We start from the raw sequence: 26,817 nt of genomic DNA on the forward strand, positions 1-26,817 counted from the left end.
AGCGGCCACGGAAGAGGCTCAGGCTTCTTTCCTGGCGGCGGGCTTCTTCGTGGCGGCCTTGGTCTTGGTGGCACCGGTCTTGGTTGCTGCCGTCTTGGTTGCTGCGGTCTTGGCGGCACCGGTCTTGGCGGCACCGTCCCCGGACCGGCTGCGGTCGACGCTGCGGCGCAGCGCCTCCATCAGGTCGAGCACCTCTCCCCCGCCGGCCTCCTCGTCGGCGCCGCCGAAGGTGGCCTCGGTGTCGATCGCGTCACCCTTCTCGAGCTTCTCTTCGATGAGGCGGCGCAGTTGGGCCTGGTACTCATCGGTGTAGTCGCCCGGGCTGAAATCGGCGGCGAAGGAGTCCACCAGGGCCGCGGAGAGGTCCAGCTCACGGTCGGAGATCTTCACGGCCTGCTCAAGCGCCGGGAACTCGGCCACCCGCACCTCGTCGTCCCAGAGCAGGGTCTGCAGCATCAGAACGCCGTCGCGCACCCGGAGTGCGGCGAGCCGCGTTTTCTGCCGCAACGCGAAGTGCACGATGGCGGTGCGGTCGGTCTGCTCCAGGGTGCGCCGCAGCAGCACGTAGGCCTTGGGCGAGGAACCGTCTGGCTCGAGGAAGTAGCTGCGGTCGAACATGATCGGGTCGAGCTGGTCGCTGGGCACGAATTCGACGACGTCGATCTCGCGGCTGCGTTCCTCGGGCAGGGACTTGAGATCGGCATCGGTGATCACGACGGTCTTGTCGCCGTCGGTGAAGGCCTTGTCGATGTGCGCGTAGTCGACGACCTTGCCGCAGACCTCACAGCGGCGCTGGTAGCGGATGCGTCCGCCGTCAGCGTCGTGCACCTGGTGCAGTTCGACGTCGTGGTCTTCGGTGGCGCTGTAGACCTTGACCGGCACGTTGACCAGCCCGAACGTGATGGCGCCCTTCCAGATTGATCGCATCGTTCGTCCTCCAGAGCCCAGTACACACCCGTCCTATGGGGTGAGGCTAGACCGGTGGGCGGGCGTGGAGCAAGCTGGGCACATGGCAACTGGCGCGGGGGCTGCGGGGAATGGCGCTGTGAGCGCCGACGGCGCTCAGCGGGAGGTCGTGACGGTGGGTGGCCGCCGGGTCACCCTCACCCATCTGGACAAGGTGATGTACCCGGAGACCGGCACCACCAAGGCCGACATCCTGGGCTACTACGCGGCGGTCGCGGATGAGCTCATCCGCCATGCGCGGGACCGGCCGGCGACCCGCAAGCGCTGGGTGCACGGCGTGGGCACGCCCCAGGAGCCCGGGCAGGTGTTCTTCCAGAAGAACCTGGCCGAGGGCACGCCGGACTGGGTGGAGCGCCGGGAACTCGCTCACAAGGCGCGCACCACCGTGTACCCGCTGGTGAACGACCTGGCCACCCTCACCTGGCTCGCCCAGATCGGCACCCTGGAGATCCACGTGCCGCAGTGGCGGTTCGACGTGGCGGGCGCCCCGGCCCGCCCCGACCGGCTGGTGCTGGACCTGGACCCCGGCGAGGGCGTCGGCCTCGCCGAGTGCGCGGAGGTGGCCCGGTGGGCCAGGGCCCTGCTGCTGGACATGGGCCTGGACACCCTGCCGGTGACCAGCGGGAGCAAGGGCATCCACCTGTATGCGGCGCTGGACGGTAGCCACACCTCTGAGCAGGTGGGCCAGGTGGCGCATGAACTCGCGCGGGCGTTGGAAGCGGACCATCCAGGAGAGGTGCTCAGCGCGATGACCCGGTCGCTGCGGGACGGGAAGGTCTTCGTGGACTGGAGCCAGAACAGCGCGAACAAGACCACCATCGCGCCGTACAGCCTGCGCGGACTGCTGCGGCCGCTGGTGGCGGCACCGCGAACCTGGCGGGAGCTGGAGTCGCCCGGACTGGAGCAGCTGGATTACCGGCAGGTGCTGAAACGACTGGAACGACGCTCCGACCTGCTGGGCCCGGTGGCGGACGCCATCGACGCGGGCGCCGGCTCGGCCTCACGGACCGACGAGGACCGCCTGCACCAGTACCGCAGCAAGCGCGACGCCCGGCGCACCCCTGAGCCCGTGCCGACGGCGACACCGCCGGCGCCCTCCGGTGGTGGCGGGGCATCGTTTGTGATCCAGGAGCACCACGCCAGGGCCCTGCACTTCGACCTGCGCCTGGAACAGGGCGGCGTGCTGGTCTCGTGGGCGCTGCCCAAGGGCGTGCCGGCCGACCCCACCCACAACCACCTGGCCGTGCACACCGAGGATCACCCGCTGGAGTATCTCGAGTTCCAGGGTGATATTCCGGCGGGAGAGTACGGCGCCGGCACCATGTCGATCTGGGATTCCGGCACCTATTCGCTGCAGAAATGGCGGGACGATGAGGTAATCGTCACCCTGCACGGCAAACCGGACGGCGGTCTGGGCGGTGCCGAACACGAGTTCGCGCTCATCCGGACCGGCGGTGCGGGGTCGCGCAACTGGCTGATCCACCTGATGAAACCGAAACGATCGATCCCGGCCGGCTGGGGTCCTGCCGAGGCCCGATACTCCCCCATGCTCGCCAGGCTGGGCAGCCTGCGCGAGCTGTCTGCGGAGTCCGACTGGGCCTACGAGATGAAGTGGGATGGCATCCGGATGCTGGCCTACCTCGACGGCGGCGGGAAGGTGCGCTTCCTCACCCGGAACGGCAACGACGTCACGGCATCCTTCCCCGAGCTCGTGGACGACCTGCGAACGGCCGTGGGAACCGTCGGCGCCGTGCTCGACGGGGAGGTCGTGGCCCTGGACACCACAAACCGGCCCGACTTCTCACTGCTGCAGACCAGGCTCGGGCTCACCGATGAGGGTGATGTGCGCCGGGCGCAGCGGCGGGCCCCCGTGCACTATTTCGTCTTCGACCTGCTCGAGAACGACGGCGCTGCTCTGGTCGACCAGCCGTACGCGGAGCGCCGGGCGGCTTTGGAGGCCGGTGTGACGGCCACCGGAACCGTGCAGGTGCCGCCGTCCTTCTCCGGCGACGCCGCCACGGTGCTGGCCACCAGCCGGCAACTCGGCCTGGAGGGACTGATCGCCAAGGAGACCGGCAGTACCTACACGAGCGGACGCCGCACCGACCGGTGGGTGAAGATCAAACACGTCAGGGCACAGGAGGTCGTGATCGGCGGCTGGCGGCCCGGAAACGGGCACCGCGGCGACACCTTCGGCTCGCTTCTCGTGGGCGTGCCGACGGCCGGCGACACAGCCCGGCTGCGGTACGCCGGGCGGATCGGCACCGGCTTCCGCGACCGCGACCTGACGAGCCTGCGCCGCCGGCTCGACGAGCTGCCCACGACGGACACCCCGTTCGACGACGTTCCGTCGGAGGAGGCGTCCGACGCCGTGTGGGTGCGCCCGGTGCTCGTGGGCGAAGTGGAGTTCGCCGGGTGGACACCGGCCGGCCGGCTGCGGCACCCGAGCTGGCGGGGCCTGCGCCCAGACAAAGCGCCCAGCGATGTGGTGCTCGACGAGGCGATGCCGGCGGACGCGGTGCCGGAGGGGACGGCGCCCCGATGACCGCCGCCGCATCCGCCCTGCTGGTGTGCCAGAGCCTGTGTGCGGCCGCCATCGCCACAACCTGGCTGCTATCGGTTCTGACCCGGGAATACTCCTGGGTGGACCGGGCCTGGTCGGTGCTGCCGCCGGTCTATCTGTGGGTGTTCGCCGTCGCCGGCGGGCTCACCGATCCCCGGCTGGTCGTCATGGCCGTGCTCGGCACGCTGTGGGGCCTGCGACTGACCTTCAATTTCGCGCGGAAGGGCGGCTACCGGCCCGGCGGCGAGGACTATCGGTGGGTGGCGCTGGGGCGCAGGATGAGCCGGCGCCAGTTCGCCCTGTTCAACCTGGCGTTCATCTCCGGCTACCAGAACCTGTTGCTGCTGCTCATCACCCTGCCCGCGTGGATCGGGCTGCAGCACCCACAGACACCGTTCGGCGCCGCCGACCTGGTCGCCACCGTGCTGTTCCTCGCCTTCCTCGCCGGGGAGACCGTGGCCGATCAGCAGCAGTGGGACTTCCAACGCTCCCGCACCGTGCTCCGTGCGCGGGGCGGGGCCGACCCGGGGTTTCTGCGGAGCGGACTCTTCGGGTTCTCCCGGCATCCGAACTATTTCTGCGAGATCGCCCAGTGGTGGGTGATCGCCGGCTTCGGCGCCATCGCCGCCGGCACCTGGCTGCAGCCGGGTGCACTCGGCGCGGTGTTGCTGACCCTGCTCTTCGCGGGATCGACCGCCTTCACCGAGAGCATCTCGGTCTCCAGGTATCCCGACTATCGGGCCTATCAGCGCGAGGTCTCCGCCCTCGTGCAGTGGCCGCCGCGCCGACCGGCGCCCGACTCGGTGGGCGCATCCGCCGGCGACGGCCCGGTCAGACCAGGCGGTCCCTGAGCGCGGGCCAGCTGGCCGCGAAACCCGGATGCAGCGGCAGCTGCTGCACCTCGGCCGGCGCCACCCAGCGCAGCGCGATGCTCTCGGTGTCGCTGATGATCGGGTCGAACGGTTCCAGCGCTCGGACGACCACCGTGGTGTACGACCAGAAGCCGAGGTCGACCACCGAACTGAAGCTCAGCCTGAGCAGGTGCGCGGGAACACCGGCCTCTTCACCGGCCTCCCGGATCGCGGCGTCGAGGGCGCTCTCGTTCTCGTGCCTGGCGCCGCCCGGGACTCCCCAGGTGTCGCCCTGATGGCTCCACAGGGCACGGTGCTGCAGAAGGACCCCGAGGTCCGGATGGTGCACGAGCAGACCGGCCGCCCCGTACCGGCCCCAGAACCTGGCACCGTCGGGGCCGTAGACCCACGCATCACCGCTCCCGCTCATAACTCAAGCATGCCGCACCCGCCAGGGAACATCATCCGCTCGCCGGGTAAGATCGAGCCAGGCGGACACCTCGCCGCCCCTCCCAAAGGACTTACGAGCATGACCTCTTCCACACCCTCCCCCGCACTCGACGCCGCCGGCCTCGCCCGCTATATCGACCACACCCTGCTGAAGCCCGAGGCCACCCAGGCCGACGTGGCCGGCCTCATCGCCGAGGCCGTTGAGCTTGGCGTCTACTCGGTCTGCGTGTCGCCGTCGATGTTGCCGCTGACCCTTCCCGCGGATGCCGACCTCAAGGTCGCCGTGGTCTGCGGTTTCCCGAGCGGCAAGCACGCCAGCTCGATCAAGGCTGCCGAGGCCGCCCTGTCGGTGTCGCAGGGCACCGACGAGGTGGACATGGTCATCGACATCGGTGCGGCCAAGGCCGGCCGGTTCGATCTCGTCGAAGCCGACATCAGCGCCGTGCGCGCCGAGATCCCCGCACCCCTGATCCTCAAGGTGATCATCGAGTCCGCCGCCCTCACCGACGACGAGATCGTCGGCGTGTGCCGCGCGGCCGTGGCCGCGGGCGCCGATTTCGTCAAGACCTCGACAGGGTTCCACCCGGCCGGCGGCGCCACCGTGCACGCCGTGCGCCTGATGCGCGAAACCGTCGGCGATGCCCTCGGCGTCAAGGCCTCCGGCGGGGTGCGCAGCCACGCCGACGCCCTCGCCATGATCGAGGCCGGCGCGAGCCGTCTCGGCGTGTCGGGCAGCAAGGCCGTGCTCTCCGGCGCAGCCGTCGAGCCCTCGGCCAACCCCGCCGCCTACTAGCGGTACCCGGACCTGACCCCGCCACGAGCGTCGTGGCGCGGGTTAGCCCCGGCGGCACGTGGCAATCGCGGCGGCCTGCGTTCTATCCCGGGCCGCCGGAAATACCACGTGCCGCGAGCAACAACTGTGCCATCGGAGACGACCCGTGCCGAAGGAACCGTGCGACACGGGTCACAAAGCGCGCGCCTAGACCGAGACGATGGTGTGCACGGGTGCGTCGCCGATACGGCTACGCCCGTCGAGCTCGGCCAGTTCAAGCACCACGCCGACACCGATCGTCAGGTAGCCGGCCCGTTCGATGAGGCGCGCGGTGGCCGCGACGGTGCCGCCGGTGGCCAGCACGTCATCCACGATGAGCACCCGGGACCCGGCGGGCAGCTGCCCGACCTCCAGTTCGAGGCGTGCCGAGCCGTACTCCAGGTCGTACTCCTCCGTCAGCACCGTGCCGGGGAGCTTTCCGCCCTTGCGCACCGCGAGGACCGCGCACTGGGCGGCGTAACCGATCCCGGCCGCGAGCAGGAACCCGCGGGCCTCGATGCCGGCCACGGCGTCGAACTGGCCCCGGTAGCGCTCACTCAGGTCGTCGATGATCGCTCGGAAGGCCACGGCATCGGCAAAAACCGGGTTGAGGTCACGGAACAGGATCCCGGGTTGGGGGAAGTCCGGATACGAGGCGAGGAGGGTGTGCACGTGCTGGGCGGCGGGAATAATCACGTACTCAAGGGTACCGCCCGGCTTCCTAGCCCCTCGGCCACCGGCAGCCGCCGCAAACCCGCGAGTCAGGGTGCGGTGGGGGCGTCGGTGTCGGGCGCGGCCGAGTCGGCCGGCTCGTCCATCGCTCCGCTGAGCTCGTCGAGGAAACGCACCACGGCGAGCTGCTCCGGCGCGGTGAGCTTCTCGGCGGCGGCCAGCATCCGCTGGTGTGCCGCTCCCAGGGTTCGCCGCATCTCGTCGTGAGCGCGCCGGGTGGCGTGCAGCACCTGCGCACGCCGGTCGCTGGGGTGCGGCTCCCGGCGCAGCCGACCGGATGCCTCCAGCCGCGAGAGCAGCTTGGCCGTGGCTGCCGAGGTGATGCCGAGAACGGCACTGAGGTCCTTCGGGCCGATCGGCTCCGAGCGCTCCTCTGCCGCGATCAGGTGCCGTAGGGCGACCAGGTCGGAGTCGTTCATGTCCATGTCGGAGCGCGCCCGGATGCGCATCGCCACGTCGGCCGCGCGGAACCTGCGCACGGCGCGGAGCACGTCGACCGCGGTGACCGGCTCCGGGCCGGCACCGGCGGCGGCATCCGGGTACCAGTACGCGTCGGAACCGACTCGACTCGGCTCCGCGGCGGGTATGACGGCGGGAGGCATAGGCACCATGCTAGCCTCGAATATCGCTAACTCGGTTAGGTACTTTTTCGGGTATCTTGGCTGCACGAGAGGAAGTCCCGTGATGCACACAGCAGAACACACGATCGAATTCGACACCATCGAATCTCGGCACGCCGCCCCTGCCGACGATCTGGTTGTTCTGCTGAACGAGGAGGGTCGCGAGATCGGCACCGCCGCCAAGAGCAGCGTGCACGGCGCCGACACCTCCCTGCACCTGGCGTTCTCCTGCTACGTGTTCAACGCTCGCGGTGAGGTCCTGGTGACCCGGCGGGCACTGGCCAAGAAGACCTGGCCCGGCGTCTGGACCAACTCCTTCTGCGGCCACCCGGCCCCGGCCGAGACTCTCACCGACGCCGTGCACCGGCGCGCCGACTTCGAACTCGGCCTCGACATCGACCGCATCGACCTGGCCCTGCCCCTGTTCCGCTACCGCGCGACCGACAGCAGCGGCATCGTCGAGAACGAGGTGTGCCCGGTCTACCTGGCGCGGGCATCCGCGGATCCGGTGCCCAACCCCGACGAGGTCATGGAATTCACCTGGACCCAGCCCGAGACCCTGCGACGCTCGGTGCTGGCCAGTCCGTTCGCTTTCAGTCCCTGGATGGTGTTGCAGATGCGCGAACTGGAGACCTTCCGTGCATGAGATCGCGACGCTGGGCGTCGAAACCGAACTGCACAGGTTTTTCGCCGCGGCCCGGTTGCGCGCCAGCGACTACGGCGACCACTACGTCGCGCTCTGGGATTCCCTGGACCAGGCCAGCCGCGGCGGCAAACGGGTCCGGCCCGCCCTGGTGCTGGCCGCCTACGACGGCTTCGGCGGCACCGACCGCACCCTGTCCACACCCGTCGCGGTGAGCTTCGAGCTCCTGCACACGGCGTTCCTTATCCACGACGACGTGATCGACCGCGACCTGTCCCGCCGCGGGATGGCCAACATCGCCGGCCGGTTCACCGAACGTGCCATCGCGCACGGTGCGGCAACCGGGCAGGCCGAGGCCTGGGCCGCCACAGCGGCCATCCTCGCCGGCGACCTGGCCCTGAGCGAGGCGCATCGCGCTCTGGCCCTGCTGCCGGTGCCCGCCGAACTGCGCGGCCGGCTGCTCGATCTGCTCGACCGGGCCGTGTTCGTCTCCGCAGCCGGCGAACTCGCGGATGTGACCAACACCGTCAGCCGGGACCCCCTCACGATCGACCAGGTCGTCACCACGCTCGAACACAAAACGGCGATCTACTCCTTCGAGGCTCCCCTGCAGGCCGGCGCGGTCCTGGCCGGCGCGCCGGAGGAGGCCATCGACGCCCTCGGCCGGTTCGGCCGCCTGATCGGTGTCGCCTTCCAGCTCACCGACGACCTGCTGGGCGTGTTCGGCGACCCCGCCAGGACCGGCAAGAGCGTTCTCGCGGACCTCCGCGAGGGCAAGCAGACCGCCCTGATCGCGCACGCCGGCGCCACCGACCGGTGGCCCCTGATCGCGCCGTTCCTGGGCAAGGACGACCTCACCGAGGCCGAGGCCGAACTGGTGCGCGGGCACCTCCGCGACTGCGGAGCCCCTGACACCGCGGATGCTCTCGCCCGGGAGTACGCCAGCCGTGCGGTTGAGGCCCTGCAGGGCCCGCTCATGCCCGACGAGCTGCGCGCCACCCTCACCCAGCTCGCCCTCAGCGCCGTGACGCGGCAGAAATGAGCCGCGACACGGCCGGTTCCCTGGTCGGCGCGGAGACTACGGGCCTGGACAGCTACAACGCCGCCGCGCTGGCCAGCGCGAATACGGTGATCGCCCAGTACTCCACCTCGTTCGGCCTGGCCGCCCGACTGCTCGCCCCGGCACGGCGCGACGAGGTGCGCAGCATCTACGCGCTCGTGCGCATCGCCGACGAGATTGTCGACGGCGCCGCCAGCGGGGCAGGCATCGACCTGGCCGGACAGCGCGAGCTGCTCGACGATCTCGAGCACGAAACCGAGCGCGCGATGGCGCGCGGCTTCAGCACCAACCTGGTGGTGCACGCGTTCGCCGTCACCGCCCGCCGGGTCGGCATCGACCCGGCCCTGACCCGCCCGTTCTTCTCCTCGATGCGTCGAGACCTCGACCCGGCCCCGTTCACCGAGGCGGGTGTCGCCGAGTACATCTACGGGTCCGCGGAGGTCGTCGGGCTGATGTGCCTGCGCAGCTTTCTGCGCGAGTCCCCCCGGACACCGCAGGAGCGGGCCGTCCTCGAACACGGTGCCCGCAGCCTCGGCGCCGCGTTCCAGAAGGTGAATTTTCTGCGCGATCTGGCCGCCGACCGGGATGCGCTGGGGCGCAACTACTTCCCGGGTATCGACCTCACCCGGCTCACCGAATCGCAGAAAAACCTGCTGCTGGACGACATGGATGCCGACCTCGACGCCGCCGCGCGGGTGCTGCCGCTCCTGCCTCCTGGCAGCCGCCGCGCCGTCACCGCCGCCCACCGGCTATTCGCCCGGTTGTCTGCGAAACTGCGGGAGACCCCCGCCCAGAGTTTGATGAGCACCCGCGTTCGGGTGCCGGATCCGGAGAAACTGATGATCGCCCTCTCGTCCTCGCTCGGCCCGCAGGCGTGGCGACGGTGAGCGGCCAGACCGGCCAGCCCCGCCCCGCCCCGACCAGAACAGCGCCGGCCACACACGCGCCGACCAGGACTGTGGTGATCGGGGGCGGCATCGCGGGCCTGGCCAGCGCGGCACTCCTGGCCAGGGAGGGCCACCAGGTCACCCTGCTGGAGGCCCACGACACGCTCGGCGGCCGGGCCGGCTTCTGGGAGGCCGAAGGTTTCCGCTTCGAAACCGGTCCGTCCTGGTACCTCATGCCGGAGGTGTTCGAGCACTTCTACCGGCTGATGGGCACGAGCGCGGCCGAGCAGTTGCAGCTGACCCGCCTCGACCCCGGCTATCGGGTGTTCTTCGAATCGGACACCGAGCCCGTGGATGTGCGCGCGGAGCGGGCCGACAACATCCGTCTGTTCGAGAGCCTCGAACCCGGTGCCGGCGCCCGCCTGGAGAAGTACCTGGCCAGCGCCAAGGAAACCTACGACATGGCCGTGGACAGGTTCCTGTACACGAGCTTCGCCTCGTTCAAGCCCCTGCTGGTGCAAGACGTGCTCTCCAGGATGGGCCGGCTCGGCCGCCTCCTGCTGCAGCCGCTGGACAAATTCGTTGCCGGCTACTTCCGCGACCCGCGCATCCGCCAGATCCTCGGCTACCCGGCTGTGTTCCTCGGCTCCTCGCCCGACCGGACCCCGTCGATGTACCACCTGATGAGCCACCTCGACCTGGCCGACGGTGTGCTCTACCCGCAGGGCGGCTTCAGCCGGCTCATCCAGAGCATCGTGGATCTGGCCCGAGCGGAGGGCGTCACCATCGAAACCGGTGCCACCGTGCAGGCCATCCGCAGCGGGCCCACCCCTGCCGGCCGGCGCGCCAAGGCCGCCGTCGAGGGTGTCACATACACCAACGCGGCCGGTGCGACGGTGCGACTGGATGCCGATCTGGTCGTCTCGGCCGCCGACCTGCACCACACCGAAACCGAGCTGGTCGAACCGGCCAAGCAGACCTACCCGGAGCGCTGGTGGCAGAAGCGCACCTCGGGCCCCGGCGCCGTGCTGGTGCTGCTCGGCGTGAGCGGCGAGCTGCCCAAGCTCGCTCATCACACCCTGTTCTTCACCGAGGACTGGGCCGACAATTTCGACCGCATCTTCGGCAAGGAGACCTCGGTGCCCAACCCGGCGTCGTTCTACGCCTGCCTGCCGAGCGCTACCGACCCCGGGGTGGCGCCCGACGGTGCCAGCAACATGTTCCTACTCATCCCGGTGCCCGCCGACACCGGCATCGGCCACGGTGGTATCGACGGCGCCGGTTCGGCCGGTGTCGAGGGCATCGCGGATGCCGCGATCGGCCAGCTGGCCGAGTGGGCCGGCATCCCCGACCTCGCCGAGCGCATCCTGGTGCGGCGCACCATCGGGCCGGCCGACTTCGCCGACGACCTCAACTCGTGGAAGGGCGGGGCGCTGGGACCGGCGCACACCCTCAAGCAGAGCGCGTTCTTCCGCGGCACCAATGTGTCCAAGCACATCGACGGCCTGTACTACGCCGGTGGCACCACCATCCCCGGCATCGGCCTGCCGATGTGCCTGATCAGCGCCGAGATTCTGCTCAAGCGGATTCGTGGGGACGTGAGCACCGGGCCGTTGCCCGAGCCCCTGGCCGCCGTTCTGCACTGATGCTGGGTTTCGCGTATCTGCTTGCGCTGCTGGTGTCGTTGACCGGGATGGTCGTGCTCGACCGCCGGTTCGGCCTGTTCTTCTGGCGGGCGCCCCGCGCCGCGGCCGTCGTGCTCGCGGCGGGGGTGGTGTTCTTCCTGGCCTGGGACCTGGTCGGTATCGGTACCGGCATCTTCTACCGCGGCGAGACCGTCTTCATGACCGGTCTGCAGGTGGCCCCCGAGCTGCCGATCGAAGAGGTCTTCTTCCTGACCTTCCTCTGCTACCTGTTCATGAATGCCCTGCAGGGCGCTCGGATGCTGCTGGAGCGGCGGCACCCCGCGTGAACTACCTGACGCTGAACACGATCTTCCTCGGCCTCGCGGTGCTGGCGGCTGCCGCGGCCTTGTGGCGGCGGCCGGCCTCCAGACGGCTCTACGCCGCATCCGGGCTCGCCCTGGTCGCTGTGCTCGTGCTCACCGCGGTCTTCGATAACATCATGATCGGGGTGGGGCTCGTCGCGTACGACCCGGCCCTGATCTCCGGAGTGTTCGTGGGAATCGCGCCAGTGGAAGACTTTGCGTATCCGGTGGCAGCGGCCCTGCTGCTTCCGGCCGTCTGGTCGCTGCTCGGCGGCGACACCCGGCCGCCCATACGCCGCCGGACCACCCCACGATCGGAGCAGGACGAATGACCGAGTCGATTCCCCCCACCGGCGCCGCGGCGGCCGGACTCGGCCACACCTTTCGGCAGGTGCTGCTGTCGTCCCGCCCGCTGAGCTGGATCAACACGGCCTTCCCGTTCGCCGCCGCCTACGTCGTCACGACGGGCCGCATCGACGCGCTGCTGGTGGTGGGGACCCTGTTTTTCCTGATTCCCTACAACCTGCTCATGTATGGCATCAACGACGTCTTCGACTACGAATCCGACCTGCGCAACCCCCGGAAGGGCGGCGTCGAGGGCGCCATGCTCGAACAGAGCCTGCACCGCACGGTGCTGATCTCGGGCGTCGCGACGGCGGTGCCGGTACTCCTGCTGATGCTCGTGCTCGCCGGCGCGAACCCCGGGTCCTGGCTGGTGCTGATGATCAGCCTCTTCGCAGTGGTCGCGTACTCGGCACCCCGGCTGCGCTTCAAGGAGCGGCCGGTGCTGGACTCGGTCACCTCGAGCATCCACTTCGTGAGCCCGGCAGTGTACGGGCTCGCCGTGGCGGGCGCCCTGGTCACGCCAGACCTCGTCGCGGTGCTGGCGGCGTTCTTCTTCTGGGGCATCGCCAGCCACGCCTTCGGTGCCGTGCAGGATGTCGAACCCGACCGGCAGGGCGGTATCAGCTCGATCGCGACGGCGTTCGGTGCCGCGCAGACCGTGCGCCTGGCCATCGGTTTCTGGCTGCTGGCCGGGGTGCTGATGCTGGTCACCGACTGGCCGGGGCCGCTCGCCGCACTGCTGGTGATCCCCTACGTTCTCGCCGCCTGGCCGTACCGGTCGATCAGCGACGCCGAGTCCGAACGGGCCAACAACGGCTGGAAACGGTTCCTGCGGCTGAATTTCTTCACGGGGTTCCTGGTGACCATGCTGCTCATCCTCTGGGTCGTGCTGCGCTGACCCTGAGCCCTGGCCCGCGTAGAGTCTAGGCATGGAGTTGAGCAGTGCACGGGTGGACAGCTGGGCCTGGGCGGTGCGGATGTACAAGACCCGCTCGCAGGCCACTGCAGCCTGCCGGGCCGGGCACGTTCGGGTGAACGGGGAACGGGCCAAGTCAGCCCAATCCATCAAGCCCGGCGACGAGGTGCGGATCCGGGCCAACGGCTTCGACAGGGTTCTCGTGGTGTCGCGGATCATCGTCAAGCGGGTGGGTCCGAGCGTGGCCGCCGAGTGCTTCGTGGACAACACACCGCCACCGCCACCACGCGAGGAGCTGGCCTTGGTGCCGATGCGCGACCGCGGCGCCGGCCGGCCCACTAAGCGTGAGCGCCGCGAGATCGAGGAGCTGCGCGGGCACTGAGCGGCCGGGCCGCCCAGCCAGGCCGTGTCACGACGCGCTGCCGTCCTCGGTGTCGGCCGGCAGCCGCACGGGCGGCACCAGGGTGCCCACCTCACTACGCACCCACCAGACGTGCTCGGCCCGGCGTTCGGCCGGCGTGCTGAACCTGTACAGGAACACCCGGGCACGCACGTAGCGCGGCGGCGCCGCGGCGAACGGATTGTGCGCGAGCATCCGCAGGGTGGCGCGGTCGCCCTGCAACAGCCGGGCCAGGAATACCTCGAACCACCGGGACTCGCGTGACCCGAGGGCCAGGAACCACATCAGCCAGTCCAGCCGCAGGTGGTACGGCGCGAACTGCCCTGGCACCCGGGCCACGTCACCGGGCTTGCCGCGGAACTCATAGGCCCGCCAGGCCGTGGGGTCCCGCGGGTCGGCGGAGTCGCTGCCCTCGACGACCACCTCGAACCGCTCCTTCGTGACGGTGCCGAACGCACCGTAGGCGTTCACCAGGTGGAACGGGTTGAAGCTCGCGTTCATGAGCTGCCGGCGGCGCAGCAGGTTGCGGGCCGGCCAGTAGCTGAGCACCAGCAGGCCGAGAGTCACGGCGAGCACCACAACCACGAACCAAGCCGGCTGCTCCCCCGCCGCGGCCGCCGACTCCGGCGCGTGCAGGGCCGGAACGAACAGCCCGCCGACCCACCGGAAGGCAGCATCATCGACCGCCGCGGCGGCCAGCACGATGGTGATCCAGTTCAGCCAGGCGAAATTGCCGGTGAGCACCAACCACAGCTGGCTGAGCACGATGACGCCCGCCGCAACCGAGGCCACAGGCTGCGGAGCGAACAGCAGGAACGGGGCGATGAGCTGCACGGTGTGGTTGGCGAGCACCTCGCCGCGATGGAACCACCGGGGCAGGTGGTGCACGAACCAGCTCACCGGGTTGGGCATCGGCTGAGTCTCGTGGTGATAGAACAGCGCCGTGAGGTCACGCCATTCCCGCCCGCCACGCAGTTTGATCATGCCGGCACCGAACTCCAGCCTGAACACCAGCCAGCGCAGGAAGTACAGGACGGGCAGCGGCGTGGCGACGTCGGCAGAGCCCAGGAACGCCACGACGAAACCGGCCTCGACCAGGAGACTCTCCCAGCCGAACCCGTAGAAGGTCTGCCCCACGTTCACGATCGACAGGTAGCCGGCGAAGAGCAGCAGGAACACGATCATCACCAGCCAGGCCGGGCCGAGCTGCGGCAGACCCAGCACAACGGCAGCGGCCAGGACGATCCCCGACCAGGCGACCAGGCGACAGAGCCGGTCGGAGTAGCGCCAGTGGAACAGGCTCGGGCTACGGCCGAACGGCACCCGCGCGACAAAATCGCGCACCGGCAGCAGTCCGTTGTCACCCAGGAGGGCCGGGAACTGGGCCAAGGCCGAGGCGAACGCGACCAGGAAGATGGCGGCGATCCCCCGTTGCAGCACCTCACGTGCGATGTCGTAGTCCCCGGTTCCGAACCAGTCCATGGTGCAGTTCACCCTAGGCTCGGGCGGCCGCCGCCTCAATGTGAGAAGTGCTTGACTTCGCCGACTAAACCGGTATAGGTTGGCCCTAAACCGGTTCAGGCATCCGAGGATGCGGCCCGGTCGCCATCAACGAGGAGGCCCCGTGCAGTCCACCCAGGATTCGGTCAAGAGCTCCGCAAAGGTGACCATTGCCGATGTGGCCAGGGAGGCCGGGGTCAGCAAGGGCCTCGTCTCGTTCGCGCTCAATGACCGGCCCGGCGTCGCGGCCGACACGCGGGCCAGGATCCTCCAGGTGGCCGAAGCCCTCGGCTGGACACCGTCGCTGCGCGCCAGGTCGCTCTCGTCGAAGCGGTCTTTCGCGCTCGGCCTGGTTATCGCCCGTGACCCGGAGGTGCTCGGGTCTGACCCGTTCTTCACCTCCTTCATCGCCGGTGTCGAAACGGTTCTCGCCCCGGAGGGACTCGCGCTGGTGCTCAGCGTGGTGCCCGACGAGGAGACCGAGCTGCAGACCTACCGCACCCTGGTCTCGGACGGCCGTGTCGACGGGGTGTTCCTCAGCGACCTGCGCATCGACGATGCGCGCATCCAGTGCCTGGCCGACCTCGGGCTGCCCACGGTCACCCTCGGCCGGCCCGACCAGCCCAGCCCGTTCCCCGCCGTGTCGATCGACGACACCCACGGCATCGCGGAATCGGTGCGCCACCTGGCCGGTCTCGGCCACCGGCGCATCGCCCATGTCGCCGGCAGCCCCGCCATGCTGCACGGCAGCCGGCGGCAGGAGGCCTTCACCAGCGCCATGCGCGCGGCCGGTCTCGGGGACGGCCAGATCATGGAGACCGACTTCTCGATCGCCGCCGGCGCCGACGCCGCACGGCGGCTGCTCAGTCAGTCCGAACCGCCCACCGCCATCGTCTTCGCCAACGACCCGATGGCCATCGCCGGCATCGGGGTGGCCCAGGAACTCGGCATCAGGGTGCCGGAGGATGTGTCGATCACCGGGTTCGACGACATCGAATTCGCACGGTACGTGTACCCGGCACTCACCACCGTCGGCGCCACTCCCCTGGTCTGGGGCCGCGCGGCCGCCGCCACGCTCCTCGGGCTCATCCGCACCGGAAGCGCCGACGACGTCGACCTCCCCGCCGCCCGGCTGATCATCCGAAACTCGGCGTCCGTCCCTGCACCCCGCTAGTCGTCCCACCTGCACAGAGCCTTGTCAACTACACACCATGCCGCAGCAGAGCCGCTGCGGATTCATGAATGGAGAAGGAAATGCACAGCAGCACCACAAGACCGCACCGTAGTGCGCGAGCAACCCGGCGACTCTTGGCCGCCGCCGCCACCTCAGCGGCCATGATCGTCACCCTGGGCGCCTGTTCCAGCGGCGGCGACTCCGGTTCGGCCACGGAACGCGGCGACATCACCATCTGGTATTCGAACAACGAGAACGAAGTCAAATGGGGCAAGGCGATGGTCGACGCCTGGAACGCCGACAATCCCGACGAGCAGGTCAAGGCCCAGGAGATCCCGGCCGGCAAGAGCAGCGAGGAGGTCATCGGCGCCGCCATCACCGCCGGCAATGCCCCCTGCCTGATCTTCAACACCGCCCCGGTCGCGGTGCCGCAGTTCGTCAAGCAGGGCGGTCTGGTCGACCTCAGCAGCTTCGAGGACGGCGACTCCTACATCGAGGAACGCACCGGCGACCTGGCCGAGCAGTACGCGAGCGAGGACGGCAAGTTCTACCAGATGCCGTGGAAATCCAACCCGGTGATGTTGTTCTACAACAAGGACCTCTTCGCCGCGGCCGGGCTGGACCCGGAGAACCCCGAGCTGGCCACCTACGACGAGTTCCTGGCCACCGCGCGCACCCTGGTCTCCGCCGGCGTGTCGCAGTACGCCATCAACCCGTCGGCAACGAGCGAGTTCTTCCAGAGCTGGTTCGACTTCTACCCGGCCTACGGGAACGAGACCGGTGGCACCTTGTTCGTCGAAGACGGCGAAGCCACCTTCAACTCGGACGAGGGTGTCGCGGTCGGCGAATTCTGGAAGACCGTATACGCCGAGAACCTCGCCGGCAAGGAAAAGTACACAGGTGACTCGTTCGCGGACGGCGTGGCCGCCATGGCCAGCGCGGGACCGTGGGCGGTGTCCGTCTACAAGGATGTCGTGAACTGGGGCGCCGTTCCCTTCCCCACCAGCTCCGGCGTCGCCCCTGAGGACGCCTACACCTTCAGTGACGCGAAGAACGTCGGCATGTTCACGGCCTGCGAGAACCAGGCCACGGCCTGGGATGTGCTGAAATTCGCCACCAGCGAGGAGCAAGACGGCCAGCTGCTCGAGCTGACCGGCCAGATGCCGTTGCGCCAGGACCTCCCCGAGGTCTACCCGGACTACTTCGCGGCGAACCCGGCCTACGAGCAGTTCGGTGACCAGGCGTCACGCACGGTCGAGGTGCCGCAGGTGCCGAACTCCGTCGCCGCCTGGCAGGCCTTCCGGGATGCCTGGACGAAGACGGTCATCAGCGGTGAGGGCGACGTCACCGAGGCGTTCGACGCTGCGGCAGACAAGGTCAATGAACTGATCGCGGAGCCGTAAGTCTGATGTCCTCGACCGTCTCCTCCGGGAGCGTCACCCCGAACCCCGCCGTCAGGCCCGCACGGCCTGGCGGCGGGGGCCCCCGCCGGGGCCGTCGGCGCCAGCCGCTGGGAAGGAATCCCCTCGGGCTCCTGCTCAGCGCCCCCTACCTGCTCTTCGTGCTCCTGGTCTTCGCCTACCCGCTGGTCTTCGCCTTCTACATGTCGTTCCACGACTATTTCTTCGCCGCTCCCGGCGCCGTAGTGGACCGACCGTTCGTCGGGCTGGCGAATTTCCAGGAGGTGTTGACCGACCCGGCCATCATCCGCTCGTTCGGCAACGTCGCCATATTCCTGCTGATCAACGTGCCCCTCACCGTGGTGCTGTCACTGGTGCTCGCCACGGCGCTGAACAAGGTCGTGCATGCCCGTACGTTCTTGCGGGTGTCCTTCTACGTGCCGTACGTGACGGCCAGCGTCGCCGTCGTCGTCGTCTGGCTGTTCCTGTTCAACAGCAATGGCCTCGTCAACCAGATCCTCGGTCCGCTGGCGCCTGAACCGACCTGGCTGATCAACCCGCTCCTGGCGATGCCAACGATCGCCATCTTCGTCACCTGGAAGCAGATGGGTTTCTTCATCCTGCTCTACCTGGCCGCCCTGCAGAACGTCTCCGACGAGCTGTACGAGGCAGCGGCCACGGACGGTGCGGGCAAGATCCGCATGTTCTTCTCGATCACCGTGCCGGGCGTGCGGCCTGCGACCGTGCTGGTCCTGCTCCTGGCCACGGTCACCGGCGCGAACCTCTTCACGGAGCCGTACCTGCTCACCGGCGGCGGTGGCCCGAACGGGGCCTCGTCGTCGCCCGTACTGATCATGTACCAGCGTGGCATCGAACAGGGCGAGCCGGGAATTGCCGCCGCAATCGGGGTCATCCTCGTGATCGGCGTGCTCATCCTGGCATTCGCCCAACGCAAGCTGGCCGGAGGAGACGACTCATGAGCAACGCACAGAATCCGGCGGTCGCAGCGGACCTCGCCAAAGCAGACCACGCTAAGGCGAAAAACGTGCGTGCAGGAACCGGACGCCCCCGCGTCCGCAAGGTCGACGGCATGAGCCGGGGGCAGAACATCCTGCGGTACGTGGTCCTGTCCATCGGTGCCCTGCTGTTCCTGTTCCCGTTCTATTACATGGTGATCGGCTCCCTGCAGACAGCACCCGACCCGACCATCGCCGGGGCATTCCCCAACCCGGCGAACATCACCGGCCAGAACTACGTCGACATCAACAGCCGCATCAATCTGTTCCAGGGACTGGTCAACTCCGGGATCTTCGCCGGGGGCGTCATCCTGTGCACCGTCGTGTTCGGTGTGCTGGTCGGCTACGCCCTGGCGCAGCTGGAGTGGCGCGGACGCGGCGTCACCTTCGGGCTGATGCTGCTCGTGCAGGTGATTCCCTTCCAGCTGCTGATGATCCCGCTCTACGTGATGATCGCCAGGGACTACGGCCTGGCCGATACCTACGCGGGCATGATCCTTCCGTTCGCGATCAACTCGACGGCGGTACTCGTGTTCCGGCAGTATTTCTTGCAGGTGCCGAAGGCCCTCTTCGACGCCGCCCGGATCGACGGCGCCGGCGAGCTGAAGATCCTGTGGAGTATCGCGCTCCCGCTCGTGCGGCCGGCGCTGCTGACCGTGGTGCTGCTGACCTTCATCGGCCCGTGGAACGAATTCCTCTGGCCGTTCCTGATCACCAAGGAAGCCTCGCTGCAACCACTCGCGGTCTCGCTGGCGAACTACCTCACCAACATCGCGGGCACCGCGGCGAACCCGATCGGCGCCGTCCTCGCCGGCGCCTGCGTGCTGGCGGCCCCCATGGTCCTCCTCTTCATCATCTTCCAAAAGCACTTCGTCTCGAGCGACATCGGCTCGGGCGTGAAAGGTTAGTCATGAGCACACCAGCACCCTTCCCGTACACCCTTACCCGGATGGGCGTCATCATGACGCCGGAGGACGGCAACGAACTCGAGGCCGAAGGTGTTCTCAACCCCGGCAGCGGGCACACTCCGGACGGCACCCTGTACCTGCTCCCCCGGCTCGTGGCCGCCGGCAACGTCTCCAGGGTGGGCCTGGCCCGGGTCATCATCGAGAACGGCGTGCCCACCGGCGTCGAGCGGGAGGGCGTGGTCCTCGCCCCCGACCGGGGCTGGGAGCGCGGGGCGAACACCGCCGGCGTCGAGGACCCCAGGGTCACCTTCGTGCCACGGCTTGGCCTGCACGTGATGACCTACGTCGCCTACGGCCCACTGGGCCCGCGCACCGCGGTGGCCGTGTCGGAGGACCTGCGCGACTGGCGGAGGCTCGGCCCGGCCCTGTTCGCCTACGACGAGGCCCTGGACATGGACCTGAACCTGTTCCACAACAAGGACACCGTGTTCTTCCCCGAGCCCGTCACCGCGCCGGACGGCGTGGAGAGCTTCGCGGTGCTGCACCGGCCGATGTGGGACCTGGACGAGACCAAGCCCGGTGAGGGCATCCGGGTGCCGGCCGGCGTCACCGACCAGCGGCAGAGCATCTGGATCAGCTACGTGCCCGTCGCCGACGTGGTGACGGATGTCTCGGCTCTGACCTTCTGGCGCGGGCACCGGTTTCTGGCCGGACCCGAGTTCGCCTTCGAGGAGCTTAAGATCGGCGGCGGCCCCGCGCCACTGCGGGTGCCGGAGGGCTGGCTGCTGCTGCACCACGGTGTCACGGGCATCCTCGCGAAGGCGTTCGACCAGCAGCAGAAGGTGAACTACGCCGCCGGGGGCATGATCCTGGACGCCGATGACCCGACGACCGTGCTCAGCCGCACGAGCGAACCGTTGCTGAAGGCCGAGACCGCCGACGAGACCAGCGGCATCGTGCCGAACGTGGTGTTCCCCACCGCGATCGAGGAGATCGACGGGCAGCTATTCGTGTTCTACGGCATGGCCGATTCGAAAATCGGCGTGGCCAGGCTCGACCGCCGCGACGCCGAGTAGGCCCCGCGAGCAACAACTGTTGCCCGTTCGGACAATTGCGCCCGGTACGCCGGGCGCAATTGTCCGTTTGAGCAACAGTTGGCGGCGGTTCGGCTCGGGCCGGAGTGCTCGGGCTAGGGCTAGGGCTGGGCTGGCGGCGGCGGGGCGGCGGGGAGCAGGCCCAGGCTCGACTTGAGCTGGTCGGCCGCGACCTGGTCGTCCCGGTCCGCGGCGAGGTTGGCCTCGAGGTTGGCCTCGGTGACGGCCTTGAGAATCTCGGCGCGCTGGATCGAGATGCCCCGCGGGGCGTCTACGCCCAGGCGGATGCTGTCGCCGCGGACGTCGAGCACGGTGATGACGATGTCGTCACCGATGAGGATCTTTTCCCCCTGTTTGCGCGTGAGAACCAGCATCCGCTCAGCCTATCGCGAACGGGTCAGACGGCCCGGCGGACGCCGCGGGCGCAGGGGCGAGCCAGCCGATCGGCAGGCCCAGTTCCCGCACGGTTCCCGGGGTGGCGGTGGTCTCGATGCCGAGCACCGCGATGCCGTCGATGCTGACGTCGGCTCCGGCATCCCGCACCCAACGGGCGGTGTCCGAGGGCTTGCGGCCGGCGTGCACCACGGCCCAGACCTGGTCGGCCCCCAGCGCGGCCACGGGACCGGCGGGCAGGCCCTGGACCACGAGGATGCCGCGGCCTCGTTCCACTCCCCTGGCCCGCGCGGCGAGGGCCGACCGCCGGTCGGTCACGGCGTGGTCGGTGCCGTCGAAGATCGGTGCCGTGGGTCCGTTGGAGATCAGCCGGGCGGCCTCGAGGACATCGTCGTGCAGCCCGATGAGCAGTACCAGGTCGCCGGGGCCGGCCAGGATCCGCGGCGCCCCCGGGGTGAGTTTCACCGAATCCTGGGGTGCGGCGGCCGCCGCGGCGTCGGTCGGCGCCACGGCAGCCCAGGGCACCGGCGTCGGCACAGCCACAGGCTGGGCGGCCCGGGCGGGGGACGTCGCGAAGGTCAACTCGTCCATCAGCCGGGCGAAGTCCGGCGTATCCGTCGACACGACATCCGGTGACGCTGCGGCTTGGCGGGCGCGGCGCCGGGCCGGGCCGGCGCCGGTCGAAGCGGCGCCGGTCGAAGCGGGGCTGTTCGAAGCGGCACCACTGCCGGTGCCACCGATGGTCGGCCCGGGTGCCCGGTCGCTGTGCAACAACGACTCGGCATCATCCGCATCGTCGAGCAGTGCCGCGATGCCGAGGCGGGTGCTGAGCTCGTCGCGGTTGTGTGCTGCGCGCCGGCGCCCCGAGGGGACCGCCGCGAGGATGTCTGCGGGGTCGTCTGCGGGCACCTCAACGGTCACCTCGATGTGGCGTTTGGCGAAGAAGCCGCGGATGCCGCCCACGGTGACCTGCTCGGCCGCGATGATGCGGGCACCGTCGCCATGCTCGGCGACCACCCGGGCCTGCAGCTCGGGCAGGGTGGCGCCCTCAAGCCGCAATCGTCTCGGTTCCACGGACCACCCCCACGGTCTCGATCGCGACCCGCGCGGAGGTGACCTCCTCGTAGGACAACACCGGCAGGCCGCCGGCCTGGGCGGACACCAGGCGGCGAATGGCCGGTCGCAGTGCCGGCGCGCAGACCAGCACTGCCGTGAGGCCGCTCGCCTCGACGGTGGCCATGGCCGTTCGGAGCGAACCGAGGATCGCGTCGATCCGAACCGGGTCGAGCATGATCTGGCTGCCCTGGTCGCTGGGGCGCATGCCCTCGAGCATGGACTGCTCCAGCCCGGGTTCGATCATGATCACCCGGAGCACCGCGCCGTCCAGGTACAGCGCGGTGAGCGCGGGACCGAGCGCCTGCCTGGCCGCCTCGATGAGGCCCTCGAGATCGCCGGACACCTTGGCCCGCACCGACAGGGCCTCGTAGATGCGGGGCAGGTCGTTGATCGGGATCTGCTCGGCGAGCAGCCCCTGCAGCACCCGCTGTACCTCGGCCAGCGACAGCAGGCCGGGGATCAGGTCGTCGACGGCCGACGGGCTGACCTGGCGGACGCCATCCGTGAGCACCCGCACGTCTTCGCGGGTGAGCAGCCGGGCGGCGTTGCCGGTGATGATCGAGGACAGGTGCGTCACGAGCACCGAGACCCTGTCGATGACGGTGGCGCCGGCCATTTCGGCGCGGGGCCGCATCTCACCCGGCACCCACTTGCCGACCAGGCCGAACACCGGCTCGACGGTCGCGGTGCCCGGCAGGGACTCGAGGTTGTCGCCGAGAGCGAGCACCTTGCCGGCCGGGGCGACGCCGCGGCCGGCCTCGACCCCGGCGATGCGGATGGCGTAGGTGGACGGCGGCAGGTCGATGTTGTCCCTCGTGCGCACCGGCGGCACGACCACGCCGAGGTCGATCGCGACCTTGCGGCGGAGTGCCCGCACCCGGGCCAGCAGATCGTCGGAGGCCCCGGAGACCAGGTCGACGAGGTCGGGGGCGAGCTGGATCTCCAGCGCGTGCACGCGCATCTGCTCGATGAGGTCTTCGGCGGTGTCCGACCGGGGCGCGAGGCTCTCCATGGCCGCCGCCGACGCGGCGCCGGCCTTGGCCTTGGCCTCGTTGCCCTTGATCCGCTGGGAGATGATGATCAGGCCGGCGCCGACGATGATGAACGGGATGATCGGCATGCCGGGGATGAGCGCCATCAGGATCGCGGCGGCGCCGGCGATCATCAACGCGGTGCGCGACTGGGTGAGCTGGGCCGACGCCGTGGCACCGATGTCGGACTCGGCGTTGGACCTGGTGACGATCATGCCGGTGGACACGGCCATCAGCAGGGCGGGGATCTGGGTGACCAGGCCGTCGCCGATGGTGAGCAGGGCGTAGGTGTTCAGAGCGTCGCCGACCTCCATGCCGCGCTGCAGCATGCCGATCGCGATTCCGCCGATCAGGTTGATGATGATGATGATGAGGCCGGCGATGGCGTCACCCTTGACGAACTTGGAGGCGCCGTCCATGGCGCCGTAGAAGTCGGCCTCGGCGGAGACCTCGGCGCGCCGGTCCTTGGCCTGCACATCGGTGATCAGGCCGGCGTTGAGGTCGGCGTCGATGGCCATCTGCTTGCCGGGCATGGCGTCGAGGGTGAACCTGGCGCCCACCTCCGCGACACGTTCGGCGCCCTTGGTGACCACGACGAACTGGATGACCACCAGGATCAGGAAGATCACCGCGCCGATGATGATCGACCCGCCGACGGCGACGTGGCCGAACGAGGCAATCACCTGGCCGGCATAGCCCTCCCCCAGCACCAGCCGGGTGGAGGCGACGTTGAGGCCGAGCCTGAACAGGGTCGCCACGAGCAGCAGCGACGGGAACACCGAGAAGTCCAACGGCTTCTTGACGAACATGGTGGTGAGCAGCGTCACCAGGGCGAGCAGGATGTTCACGATGATGAGAACGTCGAGCAGCCCGGCGGGGACGGGCACCACCAGCAGCAGGATGATGCCGACCACCCCGATGGGAACGGCGAGTTTTGCGAGCGTGCTGTTCACTTAGGTGGCCTCCGAGGAACGAAAGGGTTGGGTCATGGTGTGCACGCCGGCCCGGGAGCCGCGTGTCTTGAGGGCCAGGACGAATGCGAGCACCCGGGCCACGGCGTTGTACAGCTCGACCGGGATCTCCTGGCCGAGTTCGCAGGCACCGTGCAGCGCCCGGGTGAGCGGGATGTCCCTGACGATGGGCACCGTGTCGGTCTCGGCCTGCTCGCGGATGCGGGCGGCGATCACCCCGGCGCCCTTGGCGACGACCCGGGGTGCGGACTTGCCGGGCTCGTACCGGAGCGCGACGGCGAAGTGGGTGGGGTTGATCAGCACGACGTCGGCGGTGGCTACGGCGGCGATCATGCGGTTGCGGCTCATCGCCAGCTGGCGGGCACGACGCTGCGAGCGGATCATCGGGTCACCCTCTGAGCTTTTGTGCTCGTCGGTGACCTCCTTCTTGGTCATCCGGGTGCGCTTGCGGTTCCGCCGCATCACGACCAACACGTCGGCGGCGGCCAGCACGAGCCCGGCGATCACCGCCGACTGCACCAGCGCGGCGGTGCCGTCCCCAGCCGCGCCGATCAGCACGTTCACCGGCAGGCCCCCCGCGGTCATCAGTACAGGGGTCAGGCCCTGGATCACCGACAGGAGCACCACGCCGACGACGATGGTCTTGAGCAGGGCCTTCACGCCCTGCCAGAGCGCCTGGGTGCCGAAGGTGCGGGCGAGCCCGGTGACCGGGTTGAACTGATCGTACTTTCCGGCGATCTTCTTCACGTGGATGCCGCCCTGCGCGACAGATCCCGCCAGCACCGCCACGCAGACCACGGCGAGCATGGGCGTGAGGATGCCGCCCATTGCGCCCAGCCCCTCGCCGAGCAGCTGCAGGGCCCGCTCGGGGTCGGGGTTCTCGGCCACGGCGCGGATGTCGAACAGCTGCGCCCGACCGGCCGCTGCGCCGGCCTCGATGGTCATCGGCATCATCACCGCGGCCGCGCCGATGCCGACCCAGGCGGTGAGGTCCTGCGAGCGGGCCAGCTGGCCCTTGGAGCGCACCTCCCGCATCCGCTTCTCGGTGGCCTGTTCGGTGCGTTCGCCGGAGTCGCTCATCTAGCCCACCCCCCACATGCCGGCGACGGCGTCGTCGGTGAGGGAGGCGACGATGCCGGGCAGGGCCATGAACCCGGCGGCGCCGAGGGTGAGGGTGATCAGAATCTTGAGCGGGAAGCCGAGCGCGAAGGCGTTGAGCGCCGGGGCCACCCGGGTGAGGAGGCCGAGGCCCGCGTCGGCGAGGAACAGCACCACGATGAGCGGGCCGGCGATCTGCACCGAAGCGAGCAGCATCTGGCCGACGGCGGCGGTGATCGCCTGCATCGGCACGGCGAGGTCGATGCCGCCGCCGACGGGCAGCGCGGCGAACGAGCGGGCCAGGCCGCCCAAGATCAGCTGATAGCCGCCGGAAGCGAACAGGAGCGCCAGCGCGGTCATCTGGTAGAGCCTGGTGAATTGGGCGCCGTTGACCATCGACTGCGGGTCGAAGCCCTGCGCCAGCTGGAAGCCGCCGAACTGGTCGATGAGGTTACCGGCCGACTGGATCGCGGAGAACACCACGAGCACCAGGAAGCCGAGCACCCCGCCGACGACGATCTCCAGCAGCAACGCGAGAATGAACCCTCCGGTGTCCGGCGAGACGTAGCCGGGCACCACCCTGGGGGCCACGGCCAGGGCCAGGCCGATCGAGAGCATGCCCTTGATGCGCAGCGGGAACGCGTTGAACGAGAACGGCGGCGCGATGACGAGGAACACGACCATGCGCACCCCGGCCAGCATCACCGCCTCCAGCCAGGCGAAGTCCAGGGTGATGTTCACCTAGCCTCCGCCGATCAGGCCTGGGATCTTGTCGAACAGGTTGGTGGTGAACGAGACGATCTCGGAGATCATCCAGTGCCCGCAGATGAGCATGGCGAAGCAGACCGCGATGGCCTTGGGCACGAATGAGAGCGTGACCTCCTGGATCTGGGTGATCGACTGCACGAGGGAGATGGCGAAGCCGACAACCAGAGCGGTGATCAGGATGGGCGCGGAGAGCTTGGCGGACACGACGATGGCCTGCAGGCCGATGTCCAGGACGGCGTTGGAGTCCATCAGCCACCCCGGTAACTGTTGACCAGGGTGGTGATGACCAGGCCCCAGCCGTCGACGAGGATGAAGAGCAGGATCTTGAACGGCAGCGAGATCATTACCGGAGGCAGCATCATCATGCCCATCGACATCAGCGCGGCCGACACCACCAGGTCGATGACCAGGAACGGGATGAAGATCACGAAGCCGATGATGAATGCCGCGCGGAGCTCGGAGATCATGAACGCGGGGATCAGGGTGAGAAGCGACACCGCGGCGGGGTTGGCCGGGTTGGGCTGGTCGGACGCGCGCACCATCAGTGCGAGGTCTTCCTGCCTGGTGTGCGCGAGCATGAAGGTGCGCAGCGGCTCCGACCCCGTCGTGACGGCGTCGTCGAAGGTCATGGACCCGTTCAGGTAGGGCTGCAGAGCGTCGGTGTTGATGTCGGTGAGGATGGGCGACATGATGAACAGCGACAGGAACAGGGCCAGCCCCGCGAGCACCTGGTTCGGCGGGATCGACGGCAGCGCGAGGGCGTTGCGGGTCATGGCGAGCACCACGAAGATCTTGGTGAACGACGTCATCATCAGCAGCAGCGCCGGCGCCACCGACAGCAGCGTGATGCCGATCAGGGTCACGATGGCCGAGGACGGCGCCCCGTTCGGACCGTTGATCTCCACGGTCAGGCCGGCGCCGGGGGTGGCGGCCGGTGTGGGGGTGGCCGGGTCGGTGGGCGCGATCGGCTCGGTGAGCTGCGCCGCGTGCCCGGTCGAGGCGACGAGGAGCTGCAGGGCACCGACGATGACGAGCACCAGCGCCACCATGACGAAGACGCGGGCCAGCCGCCGGCGCCGCTCCCGCACGGCGGCGGCGTGAGCCGCGATCTCTGACC

General features: G+C 69.2%; 28 protein-coding genes. 16 read left to right on the forward strand and 12 right to left on the reverse strand.

Going from position 1 to position 26,817, the window contains the following annotated elements; all coding sequences use genetic code 11:
• Positions 1-18: 18 nt before the first annotated feature.
• Positions 19-927 (reverse strand): Ku protein, encoded by a 909-nt coding sequence (locus E3O60_RS09085; RefSeq protein ID WP_103460631.1) that lies wholly within the window; start codon positions 925-927, stop codon positions 19-21.
• 82 nt (positions 928-1,009) lie between these two features.
• Here E3O60_RS09085 and E3O60_RS09090 point away from each other — a divergent pair, with 82 nt between their 5' ends.
• Both E3O60_RS09090 and E3O60_RS09095 read left to right on the forward strand, forming a co-directional pair.
• Entirely contained in the window at positions 1,010-3,511 is a 2,502-nt protein-coding gene (locus E3O60_RS09090; protein ID WP_134497844.1) for an ATP-dependent DNA ligase, read from the forward strand.
• Positions 3,508-4,380, forward strand: a complete 873-nt coding sequence (locus tag E3O60_RS09095; RefSeq protein WP_134497846.1) for a DUF1295 domain-containing protein — start codon at positions 3,508-3,510, stop codon at positions 4,378-4,380. The genes E3O60_RS09090 and E3O60_RS09095 overlap by 4 nt, the downstream gene beginning before the upstream one ends.
• Here the strand turns inward: E3O60_RS09095 and E3O60_RS09100 are convergent.
• Positions 4,361-4,810, reverse strand: coding sequence for an NUDIX domain-containing protein (locus E3O60_RS09100; RefSeq protein ID WP_088456035.1), 450 nt, complete (start codon positions 4,808-4,810; stop codon positions 4,361-4,363). The genes E3O60_RS09095 and E3O60_RS09100 overlap by 20 nt on opposite strands.
• A gap of 99 nt (positions 4,811-4,909) precedes the next feature.
• Between E3O60_RS09100 and deoC the strand changes: the two genes are divergently transcribed.
• Positions 4,910-5,623 (forward strand): deoxyribose-phosphate aldolase, encoded by a 714-nt coding sequence (gene deoC, locus E3O60_RS09105; protein ID WP_134497848.1) that lies wholly within the window; start codon positions 4,910-4,912, stop codon positions 5,621-5,623.
• A 186-nt stretch (positions 5,624-5,809) separates the two neighbouring features.
• Here the strand turns inward: deoC and E3O60_RS09110 are convergent, their stop codons facing one another.
• Complete coding sequence (locus E3O60_RS09110; protein ID WP_088456033.1) at positions 5,810-6,337, reverse strand: adenine phosphoribosyltransferase; 528 nt, start codon at positions 6,335-6,337, stop codon at positions 5,810-5,812.
• Between the two features lie 65 nt (positions 6,338-6,402).
• On the reverse strand, positions 6,403-6,975 hold the full coding sequence (locus tag E3O60_RS09115) for a MarR family winged helix-turn-helix transcriptional regulator (protein WP_166788875.1): 573 nt from the start codon (positions 6,973-6,975) through the stop codon (positions 6,403-6,405).
• An 82-nt stretch (positions 6,976-7,057) separates the two neighbouring features.
• Between E3O60_RS09115 and idi the strand changes: the two genes are divergently transcribed.
• From idi to E3O60_RS09155, 8 genes are read left to right on the forward strand one after another with little or no spacing between them, the layout of a single operon-like run.
• The gene (idi, locus tag E3O60_RS09120) at positions 7,058-7,639 is read left to right on the forward strand and encodes an isopentenyl-diphosphate Delta-isomerase (protein WP_088456031.1); all 582 of its coding nucleotides are present in this window, start codon (positions 7,058-7,060) and stop codon (positions 7,637-7,639) included.
• Positions 7,632-8,678 carry a polyprenyl synthetase family protein gene (locus tag E3O60_RS09125; protein ID WP_088456030.1) on the forward strand — a complete coding sequence of 349 codons (1,047 nt, stop codon included), beginning with the start codon at positions 7,632-7,634 and terminating at the stop codon, positions 8,676-8,678. The genes idi and E3O60_RS09125 overlap by 8 nt, the downstream gene beginning before the upstream one ends.
• A complete protein-coding gene (locus tag E3O60_RS09130) occupies positions 8,675-9,583 on the forward strand; it encodes a squalene/phytoene synthase family protein (RefSeq protein ID WP_088456029.1) in 909 nt (302 codons plus the stop codon). The genes E3O60_RS09125 and E3O60_RS09130 overlap by 4 nt, the downstream gene beginning before the upstream one ends.
• Positions 9,580-11,229, forward strand: coding sequence for a phytoene desaturase family protein (crtI, locus tag E3O60_RS09135; RefSeq protein WP_370448640.1), 1,650 nt, complete (start codon positions 9,580-9,582; stop codon positions 11,227-11,229). The genes E3O60_RS09130 and crtI overlap by 4 nt, the downstream gene beginning before the upstream one ends.
• Positions 11,229-11,555, forward strand: a complete 327-nt coding sequence (locus E3O60_RS09140; protein WP_370028239.1) for a lycopene cyclase domain-containing protein — start codon at positions 11,229-11,231, stop codon at positions 11,553-11,555. Before crtI ends, E3O60_RS09140 begins: the two co-directional genes overlap by 1 nt.
• Positions 11,552-11,902 carry a lycopene cyclase domain-containing protein gene (locus tag E3O60_RS09145; protein ID WP_088456027.1) on the forward strand — a complete coding sequence of 117 codons (351 nt, stop codon included), beginning with the start codon at positions 11,552-11,554 and terminating at the stop codon, positions 11,900-11,902. The genes E3O60_RS09140 and E3O60_RS09145 overlap by 4 nt, the downstream gene beginning before the upstream one ends.
• Positions 11,899-12,813: a prenyltransferase gene (locus E3O60_RS09150; protein WP_088456026.1), complete on the forward strand. Its 915-nt coding sequence runs from the start codon at positions 11,899-11,901 to the stop codon at positions 12,811-12,813. Before E3O60_RS09145 ends, E3O60_RS09150 begins: the two co-directional genes overlap by 4 nt.
• Positions 12,814-12,844: 31 nt before the next feature.
• Positions 12,845-13,213 (forward strand): RNA-binding S4 domain-containing protein, encoded by a 369-nt coding sequence (locus E3O60_RS09155; protein ID WP_088456025.1) that lies wholly within the window; start codon positions 12,845-12,847, stop codon positions 13,211-13,213.
• A 27-nt stretch (positions 13,214-13,240) separates the two neighbouring features.
• On the opposite strand, the gene E3O60_RS09160 is transcribed toward E3O60_RS09155, so the two are convergent.
• Positions 13,241-14,713: a lipase maturation factor family protein gene (locus tag E3O60_RS09160; RefSeq protein WP_134409055.1), complete on the reverse strand. Its 1,473-nt coding sequence runs from the start codon at positions 14,711-14,713 to the stop codon at positions 13,241-13,243.
• Positions 14,714-14,855: 142 nt separating this feature from the next.
• On the opposite strand from E3O60_RS09160, the gene E3O60_RS09165 reads away from it, so the two are divergent.
• From E3O60_RS09165 to E3O60_RS09185, 5 genes are all read left to right on the forward strand, one after another.
• Positions 14,856-15,905 carry a LacI family DNA-binding transcriptional regulator gene (locus E3O60_RS09165; RefSeq protein WP_240632442.1) on the forward strand — a complete coding sequence of 350 codons (1,050 nt, stop codon included), beginning with the start codon at positions 14,856-14,858 and terminating at the stop codon, positions 15,903-15,905.
• Positions 15,906-15,985: 80 nt separating this feature from the next.
• Positions 15,986-17,308 (forward strand): extracellular solute-binding protein, encoded by a 1,323-nt coding sequence (locus tag E3O60_RS09170; protein WP_134409057.1) that lies wholly within the window; start codon positions 15,986-15,988, stop codon positions 17,306-17,308.
• Between the two features lie 5 nt (positions 17,309-17,313).
• Positions 17,314-18,285: a carbohydrate ABC transporter permease gene (locus E3O60_RS09175; RefSeq protein ID WP_134497850.1), complete on the forward strand. Its 972-nt coding sequence runs from the start codon at positions 17,314-17,316 to the stop codon at positions 18,283-18,285.
• 110 nt (positions 18,286-18,395) lie between these two features.
• On the forward strand, positions 18,396-19,229 hold the full coding sequence (locus E3O60_RS09180) for a carbohydrate ABC transporter permease (protein WP_198415035.1): 834 nt from the start codon (positions 18,396-18,398) through the stop codon (positions 19,227-19,229).
• A 2-nt stretch (positions 19,230-19,231) separates the two neighbouring features.
• Complete coding sequence (locus tag E3O60_RS09185; protein WP_134497852.1) at positions 19,232-20,305, forward strand: glycosidase; 1,074 nt, start codon at positions 19,232-19,234, stop codon at positions 20,303-20,305.
• A gap of 119 nt (positions 20,306-20,424) precedes the next feature.
• Here the strand turns inward: E3O60_RS09185 and csrA are convergent, their stop codons facing one another.
• The 7 genes from csrA to fliP are packed head-to-tail and all read right to left on the reverse strand — an operon-like array spanning position 20,425 to position 26,749.
• Positions 20,425-20,697 (reverse strand): carbon storage regulator CsrA, encoded by a 273-nt coding sequence (gene csrA / locus E3O60_RS09190; protein WP_088456020.1) that lies wholly within the window; start codon positions 20,695-20,697, stop codon positions 20,425-20,427.
• Between the two features lie 4 nt (positions 20,698-20,701).
• Entirely contained in the window at positions 20,702-21,790 is a 1,089-nt protein-coding gene (locus tag E3O60_RS09195) for a hypothetical protein (protein ID WP_134497854.1), read from the reverse strand.
• Positions 21,765-23,816, reverse strand: a complete 2,052-nt coding sequence (locus E3O60_RS09200) for a flagellar biosynthesis protein FlhA (RefSeq protein ID WP_134497856.1) — start codon at positions 23,814-23,816, stop codon at positions 21,765-21,767. The genes E3O60_RS09195 and E3O60_RS09200 overlap by 26 nt, the downstream gene beginning before the upstream one ends.
• Complete coding sequence (locus E3O60_RS09205) at positions 23,817-24,914, reverse strand: flagellar biosynthesis protein FlhB (protein WP_134497858.1); 1,098 nt, start codon at positions 24,912-24,914, stop codon at positions 23,817-23,819. It lies immediately after the preceding gene.
• Positions 24,915-25,673 (reverse strand): flagellar biosynthetic protein FliR, encoded by a 759-nt coding sequence (locus E3O60_RS09210; RefSeq protein ID WP_088456016.1) that lies wholly within the window; start codon positions 25,671-25,673, stop codon positions 24,915-24,917.
• The gene (fliQ, locus tag E3O60_RS09215; protein WP_088456015.1) at positions 25,674-25,949 is read right to left on the reverse strand and encodes a flagellar biosynthesis protein FliQ; all 276 of its coding nucleotides are present in this window, start codon (positions 25,947-25,949) and stop codon (positions 25,674-25,676) included. It lies immediately after the preceding gene.
• Positions 25,949-26,749: a flagellar type III secretion system pore protein FliP gene (gene fliP / locus E3O60_RS09220; RefSeq protein WP_088457969.1), complete on the reverse strand. Its 801-nt coding sequence runs from the start codon at positions 26,747-26,749 to the stop codon at positions 25,949-25,951. The genes fliQ and fliP overlap by 1 nt, the downstream gene beginning before the upstream one ends.
• Positions 26,750-26,817: the final 68 nt, after the last annotated feature.

Source organism: Cryobacterium sp. TMB1-7 (assembly GCF_004402435.1).
In the GTDB taxonomy this organism is placed as follows: Bacteria; Actinomycetota; Actinomycetes; order Actinomycetales; family Microbacteriaceae; genus Cryobacterium; species Cryobacterium zongtaii.

Excerpts from the sequence above, each read along its gene's own strand:
- E3O60_RS09100 (WP_088456035.1), bottom strand. The coding sequence starts at position 4,810 with ATGAGCGGGAGCGGTGATGCGTGGGTCTACGGCCCCGACGGTGCCAGG.
- E3O60_RS09130 (WP_088456029.1), top strand. The coding sequence starts at position 8,675 with ATGAGCCGCGACACGGCCGGTTCCCTGGTCGGCGCGGAGACTACGGGC.
- E3O60_RS09155 (WP_088456025.1), top strand. The coding sequence starts at position 12,845 with ATGGAGTTGAGCAGTGCACGGGTGGACAGCTGGGCCTGGGCGGTGCGG.
- E3O60_RS09160 (WP_134409055.1), bottom strand. The coding sequence starts at position 14,713 with ATGGACTGGTTCGGAACCGGGGACTACGACATCGCACGTGAGGTGCTG.
- E3O60_RS09140 (WP_370028239.1), top strand. The coding sequence starts at position 11,229 with ATGCTGGGTTTCGCGTATCTGCTTGCGCTGCTGGTGTCGTTGACCGGG.
- E3O60_RS09150 (WP_088456026.1), top strand. The coding sequence starts at position 11,899 with ATGACCGAGTCGATTCCCCCCACCGGCGCCGCGGCGGCCGGACTCGGC.
- idi (WP_088456031.1), top strand. The coding sequence starts at position 7,058 with ATGCACACAGCAGAACACACGATCGAATTCGACACCATCGAATCTCGG.
- E3O60_RS09115 (WP_166788875.1), bottom strand. The coding sequence starts at position 6,975 with ATGCCTCCCGCCGTCATACCCGCCGCGGAGCCGAGTCGAGTCGGTTCC.
- E3O60_RS09205 (WP_134497858.1), bottom strand. The coding sequence starts at position 24,914 with ATGAGCGACTCCGGCGAACGCACCGAACAGGCCACCGAGAAGCGGATG.
- E3O60_RS09175 (WP_134497850.1), top strand. The coding sequence starts at position 17,314 with ATGTCCTCGACCGTCTCCTCCGGGAGCGTCACCCCGAACCCCGCCGTC.
- E3O60_RS09180 (WP_198415035.1), top strand. The coding sequence starts at position 18,396 with ATGAGCCGGGGGCAGAACATCCTGCGGTACGTGGTCCTGTCCATCGGT.
- E3O60_RS09090 (WP_134497844.1), top strand. The coding sequence starts at position 1,010 with ATGGCAACTGGCGCGGGGGCTGCGGGGAATGGCGCTGTGAGCGCCGAC.
- E3O60_RS09185 (WP_134497852.1), top strand. The coding sequence starts at position 19,232 with ATGAGCACACCAGCACCCTTCCCGTACACCCTTACCCGGATGGGCGTC.
- E3O60_RS09085 (WP_103460631.1), bottom strand. The coding sequence starts at position 927 with ATGCGATCAATCTGGAAGGGCGCCATCACGTTCGGGCTGGTCAACGTG.
- fliP (WP_088457969.1), bottom strand. The coding sequence starts at position 26,749 with ATGGTGGCGCTGGTGCTCGTCATCGTCGGTGCCCTGCAGCTCCTCGTC.
- deoC (WP_134497848.1), top strand. The coding sequence starts at position 4,910 with ATGACCTCTTCCACACCCTCCCCCGCACTCGACGCCGCCGGCCTCGCC.
- csrA (WP_088456020.1), bottom strand. The coding sequence starts at position 20,697 with ATGCTGGTTCTCACGCGCAAACAGGGGGAAAAGATCCTCATCGGTGAC.
- fliQ (WP_088456015.1), bottom strand. The coding sequence starts at position 25,949 with ATGGACTCCAACGCCGTCCTGGACATCGGCCTGCAGGCCATCGTCGTG.
- E3O60_RS09170 (WP_134409057.1), top strand. The coding sequence starts at position 15,986 with ATGCACAGCAGCACCACAAGACCGCACCGTAGTGCGCGAGCAACCCGG.
- E3O60_RS09095 (WP_134497846.1), top strand. The coding sequence starts at position 3,508 with ATGACCGCCGCCGCATCCGCCCTGCTGGTGTGCCAGAGCCTGTGTGCG.